Genomic DNA, 15259 nt, shown 5'->3' on the forward strand with positions numbered 1-15259 from the left:
TGACCTGTAGCTTAGCGTCCCGGACTTCCGCTGAGAGTCAGCGCCACGTCAACCTCTGCTGACTGATCGCAGATGACGGATCCACCGTCATCACGAGGTGCTCGGGAACTGGCCCTACCCGGTTCAGTTGTAGTGCCGACAGGTCGCCCAGATCGACCCAGAGCGACTTCCCGCCACTACAACCGAACATGAAGAGGGTGGCAGAGGTGCGCGAACAGCGGCAGAGATGCTCATCGTCTCAGCGGGCTCCGGCCGACCGGAGAACCTGCCCTGCTGCACGGACCACCGCCGACTGTCCGGTCTACCAGACCGGGCCCCGCGACACAGCGGGAAAAGACGCACACTCTGTCGTGTAGCCCCGTTGACCCCCGTCGTTGACCCCCGTCGCCGCCGGGCGACAACCGAAGAAGAGAGGGCCGGGAAACCCGACCCTCTCTCCACATTCGTCAACCCCCTACCAAGGAATCATCCGAAAGGAGCCACCCGACCTCACGAGCCAGGCACTCAAGAAACAGTCTACACATATCTCCCCCTCAGTGCAGAGCGGCATTGGACACAGTTATTACCACATAGTCATTTATGAAAGTGACACCGTCTCACCCCCGGACCATCCCCCGTCTCCCCGCCGGAAAACTCCCACTGCCAGCGAACTGACAGAATTTCCATGTTTTTAACAGGTGTACGCTCCTTACCGCGCGAACGCCCTATACGCTGTCTGCTCATGGACACACTCAATGACTGGCTCGGCGACGCCGACTCCTTTGTCTGGGGCCCCTGGTTCCTCATCCCCCTGCTGCTCGGCACCGGCCTCATCCTCACCATCCGGCTGAGGGGGGTGCAGTTCCGAAAGCTCTTCCCTGCCCTCCGACTCGGCCTCCTCGACCGCAACGACGACGGCGGCGAAGGTGACATCTCCCAGTACCAGGCTCTGACCACCGCCCTGGCCGCCACCGTGGGCGTGGGCAATATCGTCGGTGTCGCCACGGCGATCTCGATCGGTGGCCCCGGCGCCCTGTTCTGGATGTGGATCACCGGTCTGCTCGGCATGGCGTCCAAGTACTCCGAGGCGTTCCTCGGTGTCCGGTACCGCATCGCGGACGCCAAGGGCAACATGTCCGGCGGCCCGCAGCGCTACCTCGAGCGCGGCATCAAGGGTCCCCTCGGCAAGTTTCTCGCCTGGTTCTTCGCCATCGCCGCGGTCATCGCGTCCTTCGGTATCGGCAACATGACCCAGGCCAACGCGGTCTCCGCGAACCTGGAGGAGTCCTTCGACATCGACCCGACGGTCTCCGGCATCATCATGTTCATCTTCATCGGTGCTGTCCTGCTCGGCGGAATCCAGTCCATCGGCAAGGTCACCTCGGCGTTCGTCCCGCTGATGATCGTCATCTACATCATCGGCGGCATCGTGGTGCTGTGCATCAACGCCGGCGAGATCCCCCACGCCTTCGGCCTGATCTTCTCCGACGCTTTCTCTGGGACCTCCGCGGTCGGTGGATTCGTCGGCTCCGGCATCCTCCTGGCCCTCCAGATGGGTGTCGCCCGCGGTATCTTCTCCAACGAGTCCGGCATGGGTTCCGCCGCTGTCGCCGCCGCGGCCGCGAAGACCACTCACCCGGTCCGCCAGGGCCTGGTCTCCATGACCCAGACCTTCATCGACACCATCATCGTCGTCTCCTTCACCGGTCTGGTCATCATCAGCTCCGGTGTCTGGGATCAGGGCGAGGACCGCGCCGGCCTGATGACCTCCGACGCATTCAAGGAGGCCCTCCCCGGCGACTGGGGTGGCCACATCGTGACCATCTCCATCGTCTTCTTCGCCTTCTCCACGATCCTCGGCTGGTCCTACTACGGTGAGCGCAACGCCCAGCGCATCTTCGGTTCCCACGCCACGGTCCCCTACCGTGCGATCTTCACCTGCGTGGTCGTCGTCGGTGCCACCATGGAACTCGACATGGCCTGGACCTTCTCCGACCTCGCCAACGGCCTCATGGCACTGCCGAACCTCATCGGTCTGATCATCCTCTCCGGACTCATCGCCCGCGAAACCAAGGCCTACCTGGACTTCGACCCGGAGCTCAAGGCGTCCGCCAAGGATGTCGAGAAGTTCCTCATCGACTCCAAGTCCACCTGGTCGATGCACAGTGCCATGGACAACCAGTCGATGCGCTGACCGTCAACAACTGACGCCAGAATCTGAGAGGCGGTGACCGGGTTTCCCGGTCACCGCCTCTCGTCGACCGGGGTGCGCAGCACGGTCAGCGCGGTGGCCAGACCCGCGTAGTTCGTCACCAGCATCACCAGTGCCACGCATTCCCGGTCACTGAGGAAGGATGCCAGGCGCCCCCACGCCGGGTCGGAGACATCCCCGAACTGGACGATCTCGTCGGCGACGTCGAGCATCGCTCCGCGTCGACCGTGGAATCCGTGACGTCCCGGTTCCCAGCCCTCGTCGATCCTGGTCGCCGCGGCGATGTCCCCCTCGATCAGCCCCGCCTTCTTCCCCAGTGCGGTGTGGTGGTCCATCTCGTAGTCACCACCGGAGTTGCCCTTCAGCGCGGCGACCCGCAGGATCACCAGCTCCGACTCCGCCCGACCGAGCGCCCCGAAGGGCATCATCGTCGCCGAGTACGCCAGCCACGGTGGCAGCATGCGCCGCACCCGGCCGATGGTGGCGAAGACTCCGAGGGACTTCCTGCCCTGGACCCTCGCCCCGATCCGCTCGACGGCGTAGTTCAGTGGTCCGAGTTCACGCAGCCCCGGCCGCTTCTCCCCTGGACGTCGTGGCTCATCCCGTGAAACAGTCATGCCCCGACGCTACCGGAGACTTACTTCTTCGTCTGGTCTTTCTCCCCCTCGCGCAGGGTGAGCACGTCCACGCCGTCCTCGGTGACGACCATGGTGTGCTCCCACTGGGCGGTCCACTTGTGGTCCGTGTTCTGCACGGTCCAGTCGTCGTCCCAGATGGTGTAGTCCAGAGCGCCGAGGTTGAACATCGGCTCGATGGTCAGCGTCATCCCCGGCTCCAGGACGGTGTTGTACGCCTCTTCGTCGTGGTGGACGATGATCAGTCCGTTGTGGAAGGTCGGGCCCACACCGTGTCCGGTGAAGTCGCGGACCACGTTGTAGCCGAAGCGCTTGGCGTAGGCCTCGATGACGCGGCCGATGATGCTGACCTCGCGTCCCGGTTTCACGGCCTTGATGCCACGCCACATGGCGGTGTAGGTCCGGTCAACGAGCAGCTGGTGTTCCTCGGAGACCTCACCGGCGGTGAACATGGCGGAGGTGTCGCCGTGCACACCGTTCTTGTAGGCGGTGATGTCGATGTTGACGATGTCGCCGTCCTGGATCACCGTGGAATCCGGGATTCCGTGGCAGACGATCTCATTGAGGCTGGTGCACACGGACTTCGGGAAGTGCCGGTAGCCCAGAGTGGAGGGGTAGGCGCCGTGGTCGCACATGTACTCGTGGGCGATCCGGTCGATCTCGTCGGTGGTCACACCGGGGGCGACGGCGGCACCTGCGGCAGACAGGGCGTCCGCGGCGATCTTCGAGGATTCACGCATCGCCTCGACGACCTCGGGGGTCTGCACCCACGGCTCACCGACGTTCTCCTGCACCTCGTCCTTCCAGGCGTACTCGGGCCGCTCGATGCCCGAGGGAACGGTACGGACAGGGGTGGGGACGCCGGGGGTCAGTGGTGCTCTAGTCATGGGCACCGAGCCTACTCGCCGTCGAGTGCGGCGAAGAACTGCCGGGTCACCTCGACCGAATGCTCGGATCCACCGCCGCCGACGATGAGGGTGGCGAAAGCCAGGTCATCCCGGTAGCCGGTGAACCAGGCGTGGGAACCGCCGTTGAACTCCGCCTCACCGGTCTTGGCGTAGATCTCGCCGGACCCGGAGATCGCCGAACCGGAACCGCTGGTCACCACGGCGCGCATCATGGACCGCAGGTTGTCCAGCACCACCGGGTCGAGGGGTTCACCGGGCTTGGCGTCCTTCCCGTCGGCGTCCTTCGTCGCACCCGCCTCGGTCTGCAGCAACGTCGGGACCGGAGTGCTGCCGTTGGCGGCGGTGGCCGAGACCAGGGCCATGCCGAAAGGGCTGGCCAGGTCGAGGCCCTGGCCGTAGCCGGCCTCGGTGCGGTCCAGGGGAGTCTCCCCCTCGGGCACGGACCCGGTGATCGTGGTCAGCCCGGGGATCTCGTAGTCGCGGCCCAGGCCGAAGCCCTCGGCGGTCTCCTTGAGCTTGCCCTCGGGCAGGTTCGTGGAGACCTCGGCGAAAGTGGTGTTGCACGACTGCGCGAAGGCGTTGGACAGTGTGGTGTTCCCCAGGGAGAACCCGTTGTAGTTGGTGACGTTGCGGCCGTAGAGGTTCAACGTCGACGGGCAGCCGACAATCGTCCCCTGGTCCAGGCCCTGCTCCGCCACACCGGCGGCCGCGGTGATGATCTTGAACGTCGAGCCCGGCGGGTACTGGCCGGACAGCGCGAGATCACCCTCCTTGTCCGCCTCCGGGGTCTGCGCGACGGCGAGGATCTCACCGGTCGACGGACGCATGACGACCATCATCGCCTTGTCCTCGGCACGGGTGTCCACCGCCTGCTGCGCGGCATTCTGCACCTTCTTCGACAGGCTGACCTTCACCGCGGACGCCGGGGACGCCGCCGAGGAGTCCACCGTGCCGACCGCAGCACCACCCGAGGTGGCCTTGACGATCTCCCAGCCGTCGTCGCCCTTGAGGTCATCACCGACAAGTTGGGAGACACGCGACATGATGTCCGGTGCGAAGCCCGGGTCCGGGCGCACCATCGCCGGTTCGTCGTTGAACTCCACCCCGTCGACCTCACCGAGGATGTCCCGGACCTGCGTGCCGACCGGGTCGGCGAGGACGGCGACGGAGTAGACGCCACCTTCGACCCGGGCGTCCTTCGCCACCTCGTCGGGGTTGATGGTCGGCACCGACTCGTCGCGGGAATGCGCCGATTCAAGGGCGGCGTTGATCTTGCGCATGGTGGACTGCAGGTCGGTGAGGCTGTCGTACTTGTCGGTGTCGACCTTGATCCGCCACTGCAGCCCCGGGGTGAGCAGCACCGCCCCGTCGGAGCCGACGACATCGGCGGTCGTCGCCTCAACCTTGCGCAGTTCAAGGTGCTGGCCGTTGCCGAGATCGGGGTGCAGGACCGAAGGCACCCAGCGCACCGACCAGTCGTCACCGGTCTTCGTGGCGGTGAGGGTGGCGTCGTAGGTGAAGTCGCGCTCGCCAGGCAGGTCCCAGTCGAGGGTGTAGGACGCGGTGGCAACCTGCCCGTCGGTGCTGACATCGTGCAGCGTGGCGTCCAGCGACTCGGCCTGCAGGCCGTTCCAGGTGGCGTCGATGTCGGACGCCGCGTTCTCCGTTGCGTCCGTGGCCCCGGACGCGCCGTCGACGTCGCGGTCTTCGAGAGCGTGGAGGAAATCACCGACGGTATCGTCGGCACTATCGGGACGCGGGGTGCAGGACGCCAGGCTCACCACCAGTCCCAGAGAGACGACGGTGGCGGCGACAGGAGCGGCGACCGTGGTCGTCAGGGCACGGGCCCGCCGACGGTTGCGGCGGGGAAAGCGGGTAGGGCGCATGCTCACCGAGATTACCAACGGGTCGCCGTGACCTCGGGATACCGCGCCGGTGGATCCGGTATGGGCGTCAGAACAACTGCACCGGGTTGATCACGTCGGCGACGATGACCGTGAGACCGAAGACGAGGAGGATCGCGGCGACGGCATAGGTCACCGGCAGCAGACGGGTGTAGTCGGCCGGGCCGCCGGGTTCCAGGCCCCGACGACGGCGGAACCAGTCACGGATCTTCTCGTAGACGACGACGATCGCATGGCCACCGTCCATCGGGGGCAGCGGCACAAGGTTGAAGGCGGCGAGGAAGAAGTTGAGGTTCGCCAGCAGCAGCAGGAACGCCATCCACTGGTCGTGCTGGACGAGCTCGCCGCCGGCGCGGGACGCCCCGACGACACTCACCGGCGAATCATCGGCACGGTCGGCGCCGAAGATGGACTCCACCACCGGCCAGTACCGTGCCGGCAGGTCGACGAGCGCCTTGGCGGTCTCGGTGACGATGTAACCGGAGTAGTGCACTGTGCCGGGGATCGCGGTGAGGACGTTGTAGTCCACCAGTTCCGCGTTCGGGTTGTCGATCCGCATGCCGATGGCACCGGTGAGCACGGCGTCGCCGGACTGCGTCTGGCGTTCTACGACCTCCACCTGGAGGTCAAGGCTGATCTCCTGACCGTTACGCTCGACGGTGGCCGGGACAGTGACCCGGTCGCCGGCGACGGCGCCGCCGGAGGCTGCGTCAGACCCGACGGTGTCGAGCTCCTCGACCATCGCCGGGAAGTCATCGACATCGACCCCGTTGACGGAGGTGACCTCGTCACCGACCTTCAGTCCGGAATCCGCGGCCGGACCCGCGCCCTCGCAGTGTCCTGCACCGTCGTCGGCCTTCGCGTCCTCGATGCTGGTCGGGGTGCACATCGTCTCCGCGACGACCGCGGGTGCCGGGTCATTGGAGGTCTGCGGCAGGCCCCAGGTCACGGCGACGCCGAAGATGATCGCCATGGCCAGCACGATGTTCACCGCGATGCCGGCGAGCATCACGAGGATGCGCTGCCAACCTGGCCGGTCGACCATGAGGTACGGCTTCTCGTCCTCGGTGTACGGGTCAAGGGCGGTCATGCCGGCGATGTCGCAGAAACCGCCGAAGGGTACGGCCTTGAAGCCGTACTCGGTGTGCCCCTTCTTCTTCGACCACAGGGTGGGGCCGAAACCGATGAAGTAGCGGCGCACCCGCATGCCGAAGCTGCGGGCGGCGACCATGTGTCCGGCCTCGTGCAGGGCGATGGACGCGGCGATTCCCACCGCGAAGAGGAGGACGCCTATCGCGTAAGCCACGACGCCATCCTTTCGTGTGCGGCGGCGCGGGCGGCACGCTCAGCCTCCAGCACATCGTCGAGGTCACGGGGTCGGGTGGTGAAGCGCGAGCAGTCGTCGAGGACGGCAGCGACGGTATCGACGATCCGCGGGAAGCTCAGTGTCCCGGCGAGGAACTCGACGGCGGCTTCCTCGTTGGCGGCGTTGTAGACCGCGGGCATGCAGCCCCCGGCCGAGACCGCGTCACGGGCGAGCCGGACGGCGGGGAACACGGCGTCATCGAGTGGTTCGAAGGTCCAGGTGGACGCCTCGGCGAAGCTCAGCGGTGTCTTCGCACCGGGCACGCGGCCCGGCCAGCCCAGTGCCAGGGAGATCGGCAGACGCATCGACGGGGTGGACGCCTGGGCGATGGTCGCACCGTCGGTGAAGGTGACCATGGAGTGCACGGTCATCTCGGGGTGAACAGTGACCTCGATCTTCTCCGCGGGCACATCGAACAGCAGGGATGCCTCGATGACCTCGAGCCCCTTGTTCACCATCGTCGCATTGTTGAGGGACTTCATCTGACCCATCGACCAGGTGGGATGGCACTTGGCGTCCAACGGGGTGACCGGTTCGAGCTGCTCGCGGGTCCAGCCGCGGAACGGCCCGCCGGAAGCCGTGAGGACCAGGGACGCCACCTCCTCGCGGGTACCGGCACGCAGACACTGGGCGATGGCGGAGTGTTCGGAGTCCACCGGCACGAGCTGGCCTTCCGAGGCGGTGTCCAGCACCAGATCGCCGCCGGCGACGAGAGACTCCTTGTTCGCCAGGGCCAGGCGCGCGTCCCCCTGGAGTGTGGCGAGGGTGGCGTCGAGGCCGAGCGATCCGACGAGGGCGTTGAGGACGACATCGCAGCCGTACTCCCCCGCCTCCTCGACAAGGGTGCGGGGCGAACGGGTGCCGCGGATGACGTGTCCGTCGAGTTCCCGGTCGAGCATGTCGGCTGCGACATCACTGGCCACCGCGACATGCGAGGGGTCGAGACCGAAGCTCCGAACCTGGTCGAGGAGAAGCTCCGGACGGGACCCCTGGGCGGACACACCGACAAGTTCGAACTGGTCGGGGTTCTCCGCGATGATGTCCAGGGCCTGGGTGCCGATGGATCCGGTGCTGCCGAGCACCACTACACGCGTTTTCACCCGGACCATTGTTCCACGGATGGCTGCCGGGAACCTGTGAAGGGGGCAGGTTGGCCGGTTGCCGCGCCGCTCTCCCCGGGGTTCTCCCGACTGTTCCCCGTGGTTCCCCGTGGTTCCCCCGTGGTGCCCCCGAAACGCCGGGTGGTGTTCGTTCCCGGGCCCGTCATGTGTAACAATAGGGGCACTAAATCTGGCAGGTGACTACTGCCACGTACTTCAGGAGGATCTCGAAGTGGCTGACCACGGCACTAAGGTCGAAGTGTACAACGGCGTTTCCACGGAGGATGAGCCCTCCGCCGCCTGGGGCTGGCACCAGTTCCCGCGCAAGACCACGATCATCATCGGTTACGTCGCCGGAATCTGCATGTTCGGATTCCTCTTCGGTAACCACCACGGCAAGGTCGAGGACATCTACATCGTCGTGATCGGCCTCGCGATCCTTCTCGGTGTGACGCTCTACGCCCGCAAGTCTTCCCCGAACTGGAAGCCCCGTGCCGCCCGCACGACGGTGACCTCCCACAACAAGCCGGTCGGCCACATCGAGCCGGTCTGGACCGAGGACCAGCGCAACCTCACCGGTCGCTACGCGGACCTCACCACTGCCGAACTGCGTTCCTGGAACCTCCCCGGCGTCGGTGTCGACGGTGTGGAAGACGTCCCCACCCCGCCGCACGGTCTGGCCCACCACAAGTAGGCCCCCGGATAGGCCGGTCGGTTCTCCGTCACCGGCCGGACCCCGTCACCCCGCCCGCTGCACTCCGCAGCCGGCGGGGTTTTTCGTGTGCCCCAGCCCCCACGACCAGACCTTATGGCTCTGTCCTGTACGGAAGTAGTGTCCACAGGTCGCTCCTACAATGCCCCGGTACGGAAGTAGTGCCGACAGGTCGCCCGGAGTCAGAGTATTCGCCCCCTCGGGACTACTTCCGGACACAGTGGACGCTTCCGGACACGGTGGACGCTTCCGGACACGGTGGGCTGATGGACCGCTTCCCCGACCCCGGATGCGGAATATCGCACCTGCCGATCACTCACTTCAGGTAAGTGTCCTGGTCACCTCGAGCGCGATCCAGGGGCAGGTGCGATACTCCGCTGTGCCAGCAGCATTCAGAGCAGCCGATGTCCGGGACGGACTACTACCGCTCCTCGGCGGCGAGCTGACCACAGGCCGCGGCGATCTCCTGGCCACGGGTGTCTCGCACGGTACAGGCCACACCCTGCTCATTGACGCGACGGACGAACTCGTCCTGCACCGGCTTCGGCGAGGCGTCCCACTCCGACCCCGGGGTCGGATTCAGCGGGATGAGGTTGACGTGGACCTGGTTGCCCAGCTTCTTCTTGAGCCGCTTTCCCAGCAGGTCGGCACGCCACGGGTGGTCGTTGACTTCCTTGATGAGCGCGTACTCGATCGAAACTCGGCGTCCCGACTTCTCCGCGTAATAGGCGGCGGCGTCAAGCACCTCCTCGATGGACCAGCGGTTGTTGACCGGGACGAGGGTGTCGCGCAGTTCATCGTCCGGGCAGTGCAGGCTGACAGCCAGGCGCATGTGCATGCCCTCGTCGGCCAGTCGGCGGATCGCCGGGGCGAGGCCCACGGTGGAGACGGTGATATTGCGCTGGGAGATACCGAAGCCCTCCGGCGACGGCGAGGTGATCCGCTTGATGGCGGCGACGACGCGCTTGTAGTTGGCCAGCGGCTCGCCCATGCCCATGAAGACAATGTTCGACAGTCGACCTTCGCCACCCTCGACATCACCGTCGCGCATGGCCTTGGCCGCGGCGCGGACCTGCTCGACGATCTCGCCGGTGGACAGGTTGCGGTCAAGTCCGCCCTGGCCGGTGGCACAGAACGGGCAGGCCATACCGCAGCCGGCCTGGGAGGAGATGCACAGCGTCGCCCGGTCGGGGTAACGCATGAGCACGGACTCGAGCAGGGTCGAATCGTGCAGCTTCCAGAGGGTCTTGCGGGTCTGTCCCTCGTCACAGGAGATGTGACGCACCGGATCCATCAGCGTGGGGAACAGGGTGTCCTTGACCGTGGCGCGGAGATTCTCCGGCAGATCGGTCATCGCCGTCGGGTCGCCCTCGAGGCGGCCGTAGTACTGGCGGGCGATCTGGTTGGCGCGGAAGCCAGGCAGGCCGGCGTCCTTGACGGCGGCCTTGACCTCGTCGTCGGTGAGGTCGGCCAGGTGGGTCGGGGGCATGCCGCGGGTCGGGGCGCGGAACTGCAGTTGTACGGGTTCAGCCATGATTGGCCCATTATTGCACCTCACCGTGGGTTCGGACACATCGTGGGATGTGCCGCACACAGCGGACCCCGCAGGACGCCTATGATGGGGCGCCATGAAGAACAAGGACCAGGAGCTGCCCGAGGGCCAGCCCACCGACGCTGACTTCACCGACTCCACCGTCTCCGCAGGGTCTCCCGACTCCCCGGAGTTCCTCGACGGCTCCAGGCCGCAGGACGCCACCGACCGGGACGCCACAGACGCCTCTGGGGCGGAGGCACCGGAGACCTCTGACACCGAGGATGCTACGCCTGTGCCGACAGGCCACGACGTGACCCGCACAGTCGCGGGGTCGACGTGGGTGGCTCTGATCATCGGTGCGGTGATCCTGGTTCTGCTGCTGGTGTTCATCCTGCAGAACGGTGACAGCACCGAGCTCAATGTCTTCTTCTGGACCTGGAACTTCCCGATCGGGGTCGGGATGCTCATCGCCGCGGTCGGTGGCGCACTGGTGGCGGCGAGTATCGGTACGGTCCGGATTTTCCAGCTGCGCCACCAGGTCAGGAAGGGAAAGTAACGCCCCTGCCCCGGGCGTCACGCACGGGTGTCACGCACGGGTGTCAGGACAGGGCGCTGAGCATGATCCAGGTCAGCATCGCGGCGGGCAACATGCCGTCGATGCGGTCCATGATTCCGCCGTGTCCGGGGATCATCGCAGACATGTCCTTGATGTCCAGGTCCCGCTTGAACTGCGACTCCACCAGGTCGCCCAGGATCGCGCACAGGGACAGTCCGGCGCCGAAGCCGAGGCCCAGCAGATAGTGCACGGGGTCGTCGTACTTCAGCAGGGTGACCATGACAATCACGCCGACGACCGAGGCGAAGATCACGGACCCGGCGAAGCCCTCCCAGGACTTCTTCGGGCTGATCGCCGGTGCCATGGGGTGGCTGCCGAAGAACACACCCGAGGCGTAGCCGCCGACATCGGAGGCGATGACGCAGAGCATGAACGAGACGATGAAGGCCCAGCCGGAGACGTCGTCGCGGGAGATCAGGGAGAGCATAGCCCCGAACCCTCCGCACAGCGGGATCCAGACGAGCACGAAGACGGAGATGCCGGCGTCCCGCAGCCAGTTCTCGGGCTTCACCGTCCGTCCGTGGTGGAACAACCGGGCGACGACGGTCACCAAGGCCGACACCCCGAAGGCGGAGAGCAGACCGGTCGCGTTGAAAGGCCAGGACAACCAGATCATCGCCTGACCGCACAGCAGCAGGACGGGGAACTGGACGTCGTAGCCGTTCTCACCGAGGCGTCTGGTGACCTCCCAGGTCGCCAGGCCCATGGCCACGGCGATGAGCGGGTACCAGGCGTAGGGGATCACCAGACAGGCGATCACCAGCGCGCCGAGCCCGACGCCGACACTGATGGCGACGGGCAGGGACCGTCCGGCGGAGTTCTTCGGCTGCGGAAGGTGGATCCGGCCGGAATCAGGATGGGAGTCCACTAGACCTCCATCAGTTCCTTTTCCTTCGACGATACGACCTCGTCGACCCGGGCGACGTAGCCCTGGGTGATCTTGTCCAGCTCCTTCTCGGCTGCCTGGACCTCATCCTCGCCGGCATCGCCGTCCTTCTGGATCTTCTTCAGGGCGTCCATGCCCTTGCGACGGATATTGCGGATGGAGATCTTGGCGTCCTCCCCCTTGCCGCGGGCGACCTTCACGAGATCCTTACGACGCTCCTCGGTGAGCTGCGGGATGGTGACGCGCAGCACCTGGCCGTCATTGGTGGGGTTGACGCCGAGGTCGGAGTTGCGGATCGCGTTCTCGATCTCCTGCATGACGGACATCTCGTAGGGCTTGATGATGAGCATCCGCGGCTCCGGGACGCTGATCGTGGCCATCTGGGTGATCGGGGTGCGCATGCCGTAGTACTCGGCGAAGACGCCGTTGAACATGGCCGGGTTGGCGCGACCGGTACGGATGGTGGTCAGATCCTCCCGCACATGGTCCACGGAACGGCTCATGTGGTCTTCGGCGTCGAGCAGGGTGTCGTCAATCATGGGATGGTCCTCGTCCTCGGTAAGATTTTCTACGGTGAATGTACCAGGTTGCCGGGTTCTCCCCGGCCGGAAGTGCGTCCGTCAGCCCTGTGCGGAGGGGGTGGAGACCAGGGTGCCGATGCGCTCACCGGCCACCGCGCGGGCGATGTTGCCCTCGGTGAGCAGGTTGAAGACGAGCATCGGCATCTCGTTGTCCATGCAGAGGCTGAAGGAGGTGGCGTCGGCGACCTTGAGGCCGCGCTCGATGACCTCGCTGTGGGTGATCTCGGTGAAGAGCTCGGCCTCCGGGTTGGTGCGGGGGTCGTCGGAGTAGACGCCGTCGACCGCCTTGGCCATGAGGAGGACCTCACAGCCGATCTCCAGGGCGCGCTGGGCGGCGGTGGTGTCGGTGGAGAAGTAGGGCAGGCCCATGCCGGCACCGAAGATGACGACGCGCCCCTTCTCCAGGTGACGCACGGCGCGCAGCGGCAGGTAGGGCTCGGCGACCTGCGCCATGTTGATGGAGGTCTGGACGCGGGTGTCGATGCCCTGCTTCACGAGGAAATCCTGGAGAGCCAGGCAGTTCATCACGGTGCCCAGCATGCCCATGTAATCCGAGCGGGCCCGGTCCATGCCGCGCTGCTGGAGTTCGGCACCACGGAAGAAGTTGCCACCGCCGATGACCACGGCGACCTCGGCGCCGGTGCGGGCGACCTCGGCGATCTGACGGGCGACATTCTCGACGACGTCCGGATCGACGCCCACGTTGCCACCACCGAACATCTCTCCCCCGAGCTTGAGCATGACCCGCTTGAAGCCTGGTCGTCGTTCGGAATTCTCGCTGGCAGTCACCGTGGGGTCTCCTTGGGGATCGAGGTCAGGATTGTGGGTAGGGCACATAGTCCGGTCGCCCAGTCTAGCCTGCCGCCGACCCACCCGTGCGACCGCCACCGGGGTTTCCGTGCATCCCTCACCGCATACGACAACGCCCGCCGCCCCCGGGTTTCCGGGTGGCGGCGGGTGTGGCGGAGAGCCGTCAGCGAACTACTGCTGGCCGACCTCGAAGCGGACGAACCCGGTGAGGGTCACGCCGGCCTCGTCGAGGACCTGCTTGACGGTCTTCTTGGACTCCGTGACGGAGGGCTGGTCCAGGAGGCAGACATCCTTGTAGAAGCCCTTGAGGCGGCCTTCCACGATGTTCGGGATGATCTTCTCCGGCTTGCCCTCTTCGCGGGCGGTGGCGGCGGCGATCTCGCGCTCCTTGTCCTTGACCTCGTCCGGGATCTCGGCGTCGGTCAGGTACTGGGCCTTGAGCGCGGCGACCTGCATGGCGGCGCCCTTGGCGGCAGCCTCGTCGTCACCGGTGTAGGCGACGAGCACACCGACGGCCGGCGGCAGGTCGGCGGAACGGTGGTGCAGGTAGACGGCCACGTTGTCACCCTCGAGGGTGACGGCGCGACGCAGCTGCAGCTTCTCACCGATCTTGGCGGAGAGCTCGTCGAGAGCCTCCTGGGCGGTCTTGCCGTCGACGGTGGCGGCGGCGAGCTCCTCAGCGGAGTTGGCCTTGGCCTCGGCGGCGGCCTCGGCGACGCGGTTCGCGAAAGCGATGAACTCGTCGGTCTTGGCGACGAAGTCGGTCTCCGAGTTGATCTCGACCATGGTGGCGCCGGAAACGGCGATCAGGCCCTCGGCGGCGGTGCGCTCAGCGCGCTTTCCGACGTCCTTGGCGCCCTTGATGCGCAGGATCTCGACGGCCTTGTCGAAGTCGCCCTCGGCCTCGTCCAGAGCCTTCTTGCAGGCCATCATGCCGGAGCCGGTGAGCTCACGGAGCTTCTTGACATCAGCAGCGGTGTAGTTCGCCATGTGCGGCGATCCTCCTTGTACGTGGTTGGAAGGTCGGGGTGACTGGTTTGTCCCCGACCGGTACTACCGGGTGGGGGGTACTACTCGGCGGAGGGGGTGGCCTCTTCGGCCTTGACCTCAGCCTCGGCGATCTCGGCGGCCTTCTCGGTCTCGGCCCGCTCGGCTTCGACGACGATCTCGGCGACCTCGGCGTCACCGGCGGTCTCCTTGGCGGCGGCGGCCTGACGCTCGGCGCGGACCTTGCGGCCCTCCTCGACGGCGGAGGAGATGACAGAGGTCAGCAGGTTGGTGGCGCGGATGGCGTCGTCGTTGCCCGGGATCGGGAAGTCGACGACGTCGGGATCGCAGTTGGTGTCCAGGATGGCGACGACCGGGATGTTGAGCTTCTTGGCCTCGGCGACCGCGATGTGCTCCTTGTTGGTGTCGACGATCCACAGAGCGGAGGGGACCTTGGACATGTCGGCGATACCGCCCAGGACGCGCTCGAGCTTGTTGCGCTCGCGGGTCAGCATGAGGACTTCCTTCTTGGTGCGACCGGCGTAGCCGTCCTCGGCGGACTCCATGGCCTGGAGCTCCTTGAGGCGGTGCAGACGCTTGGCGACCGTCTGGAAGTTGGTGAGCATGCCACCGAGCCAACGGTGGTTGACGTAGGGCATGCCGACTCGCTCGGCCTCGGAGGCGATGCCTTCCTGGGCCTGCTTCTTGGTGCCGACGTAGAGGATGTTTCCGCCGTGGGCGACGGTCTCCTTGACGAACTCGTAGGCCTCGTCGATGAAGGTCAGCGTCTGCTGGAGGTCGATGATGTAGATGCCGTTACGGTCGGTGAAGATGAAACGACGCATCTTCGGGTTCCAACGACGGGTCTGGTGACCGAAGTGGACGCCGGCGTCCAGCAGTTCGCGCATGGTGACAACAGCCATGTTGTGTCAGGGGAGCTCGCTGCCGTGGGGCACTGTGACAGTGCCTGGCGCCTCTCCCCTTCCTCGCTTTCAAAAGTTTGGGGGTGACGGTTTTCTCGGCCGGGTA

Annotated in this window: 14 protein-coding genes; 3 read left to right on the forward strand and 11 right to left on the reverse strand. The window is 66.1% G+C overall.

The genetic code is table 11. The features are described from left to right. Window positions 1–721 precede the first annotated feature (721 nt). A complete protein-coding gene (locus Q0A27_RS00895) occupies window positions 722–2173 on the forward strand; it encodes a sodium:alanine symporter family protein (protein ID WP_291473202.1) in 1452 nt (483 codons plus the stop codon). 50 nt (window positions 2174–2223) lie between these two features. Here the strand turns inward: Q0A27_RS00895 and Q0A27_RS00900 are convergent, their stop codons facing one another. The 5 genes from Q0A27_RS00900 to dxr form a co-directional block, all read right to left on the reverse strand. Continuing rightward, on the reverse strand, window positions 2224–2808 hold the full coding sequence (locus Q0A27_RS00900; RefSeq protein WP_291473203.1) for a carboxymuconolactone decarboxylase family protein: 585 nt from the start codon (window positions 2806–2808) through the stop codon (window positions 2224–2226). Between the two features lie 20 nt (window positions 2809–2828). Then, a complete protein-coding gene (map, locus tag Q0A27_RS00905; protein WP_291473204.1) occupies window positions 2829–3713 on the reverse strand; it encodes a type I methionyl aminopeptidase in 885 nt (294 codons plus the stop codon). 11 nt (window positions 3714–3724) lie between these two features. After that, a complete protein-coding gene (locus Q0A27_RS00910; RefSeq protein ID WP_291473205.1) occupies window positions 3725–5620 on the reverse strand; it encodes a penicillin-binding transpeptidase domain-containing protein in 1896 nt (631 codons plus the stop codon). 67 nt (window positions 5621–5687) lie between these two features. After that, window positions 5688–6944, reverse strand: coding sequence for an RIP metalloprotease (locus tag Q0A27_RS00915; RefSeq protein ID WP_291473206.1), 1257 nt, complete (start codon window positions 6942–6944; stop codon window positions 5688–5690). Continuing rightward, window positions 6929–8113 (reverse strand): 1-deoxy-D-xylulose-5-phosphate reductoisomerase, encoded by a 1185-nt coding sequence (gene dxr, locus Q0A27_RS00920; RefSeq protein ID WP_291473207.1) that lies wholly within the window; start codon window positions 8111–8113, stop codon window positions 6929–6931. Before dxr ends, Q0A27_RS00915 begins: the two co-directional genes overlap by 16 nt. Before the next feature lie 223 nt (window positions 8114–8336). On the opposite strand from dxr, the gene Q0A27_RS00925 reads away from it, so the two are divergent. After that, window positions 8337–8798, forward strand: a complete 462-nt coding sequence (locus Q0A27_RS00925) for a DUF2631 domain-containing protein (protein ID WP_291473208.1) — start codon at window positions 8337–8339, stop codon at window positions 8796–8798. Window positions 8799–9237: 439 nt separating this feature from the next. On the opposite strand, the gene rlmN is transcribed toward Q0A27_RS00925, so the two are convergent. After that, the gene (rlmN, locus tag Q0A27_RS00930; RefSeq protein ID WP_291473209.1) at window positions 9238–10350 is read right to left on the reverse strand and encodes a 23S rRNA (adenine(2503)-C(2))-methyltransferase RlmN; all 1113 of its coding nucleotides are present in this window, start codon (window positions 10348–10350) and stop codon (window positions 9238–9240) included. A 94-nt stretch (window positions 10351–10444) separates the two neighbouring features. Here rlmN and Q0A27_RS00935 point away from each other — a divergent pair, with 94 nt between their 5' ends. Beyond that, window positions 10445–10906, forward strand: coding sequence for a lipopolysaccharide assembly protein LapA domain-containing protein (locus Q0A27_RS00935; RefSeq protein WP_291473210.1), 462 nt, complete (start codon window positions 10445–10447; stop codon window positions 10904–10906). A gap of 43 nt (window positions 10907–10949) precedes the next feature. Here the strand turns inward: Q0A27_RS00935 and Q0A27_RS00940 are convergent, their stop codons facing one another. The 5 genes from Q0A27_RS00940 to rpsB all read right to left on the reverse strand — a co-directional run bounded on the left by Q0A27_RS00940 (window position 10950) and on the right by rpsB (window position 15153). After that, window positions 10950–11834: a phosphatidate cytidylyltransferase gene (locus Q0A27_RS00940; RefSeq protein WP_291473211.1), complete on the reverse strand. Its 885-nt coding sequence runs from the start codon at window positions 11832–11834 to the stop codon at window positions 10950–10952. Next, window positions 11834–12391 carry a ribosome recycling factor gene (gene frr, locus Q0A27_RS00945; RefSeq protein ID WP_291473212.1) on the reverse strand — a complete coding sequence of 186 codons (558 nt, stop codon included), beginning with the start codon at window positions 12389–12391 and terminating at the stop codon, window positions 11834–11836. Before frr ends, Q0A27_RS00940 begins: the two co-directional genes overlap by 1 nt. An 81-nt stretch (window positions 12392–12472) precedes the next feature. Beyond that, complete coding sequence (pyrH, locus tag Q0A27_RS00950) at window positions 12473–13270, reverse strand: UMP kinase (RefSeq protein ID WP_291473213.1); 798 nt, start codon at window positions 13268–13270, stop codon at window positions 12473–12475. 144 nt (window positions 13271–13414) lie between these two features. Continuing rightward, on the reverse strand, window positions 13415–14233 hold the full coding sequence (gene tsf, locus Q0A27_RS00955; RefSeq protein WP_291473214.1) for a translation elongation factor Ts: 819 nt from the start codon (window positions 14231–14233) through the stop codon (window positions 13415–13417). A gap of 80 nt (window positions 14234–14313) precedes the next feature. Then, window positions 14314–15153: a 30S ribosomal protein S2 gene (gene rpsB, locus Q0A27_RS00960; protein ID WP_291473215.1), complete on the reverse strand. Its 840-nt coding sequence runs from the start codon at window positions 15151–15153 to the stop codon at window positions 14314–14316. Between the last annotated feature and the right edge of the window lie 106 nt (window positions 15154–15259).

This window comes from Corynebacterium sp. (assembly GCF_022712275.1).
GTDB lineage: Bacteria > Actinomycetota > Actinomycetes > Mycobacteriales > Mycobacteriaceae > Corynebacterium.

Bases quoted from the DNA above. Each gene is read 5' to 3' on its own strand.
- Q0A27_RS00910 (WP_291473205.1), bottom strand. From the start codon at position 5,620: ATGCGCCCTACCCGCTTTCCCCGCCGCAACCGTCGGCGGGCCCGTGCC.
- Q0A27_RS00895 (WP_291473202.1), top strand. From the start codon at position 722: ATGGACACACTCAATGACTGGCTCGGCGACGCCGACTCCTTTGTCTGG.
- frr (WP_291473212.1), bottom strand. From the start codon at position 12,391: ATGATTGACGACACCCTGCTCGACGCCGAAGACCACATGAGCCGTTCC.
- pyrH (WP_291473213.1), bottom strand. From the start codon at position 13,270: ATGTGCCCTACCCACAATCCTGACCTCGATCCCCAAGGAGACCCCACG.
- dxr (WP_291473207.1), bottom strand. From the start codon at position 8,113: ATGGTCCGGGTGAAAACGCGTGTAGTGGTGCTCGGCAGCACCGGATCC.
- Q0A27_RS00935 (WP_291473210.1), top strand. From the start codon at position 10,445: ATGAAGAACAAGGACCAGGAGCTGCCCGAGGGCCAGCCCACCGACGCT.
- Q0A27_RS00900 (WP_291473203.1), bottom strand. From the start codon at position 2,808: ATGACTGTTTCACGGGATGAGCCACGACGTCCAGGGGAGAAGCGGCCG.
- tsf (WP_291473214.1), bottom strand. From the start codon at position 14,233: ATGGCGAACTACACCGCTGCTGATGTCAAGAAGCTCCGTGAGCTCACC.
- map (WP_291473204.1), bottom strand. From the start codon at position 3,713: ATGACTAGAGCACCACTGACCCCCGGCGTCCCCACCCCTGTCCGTACC.
- rlmN (WP_291473209.1), bottom strand. From the start codon at position 10,350: ATGGCTGAACCCGTACAACTGCAGTTCCGCGCCCCGACCCGCGGCATG.
- rpsB (WP_291473215.1), bottom strand. From the start codon at position 15,153: ATGGCTGTTGTCACCATGCGCGAACTGCTGGACGCCGGCGTCCACTTC.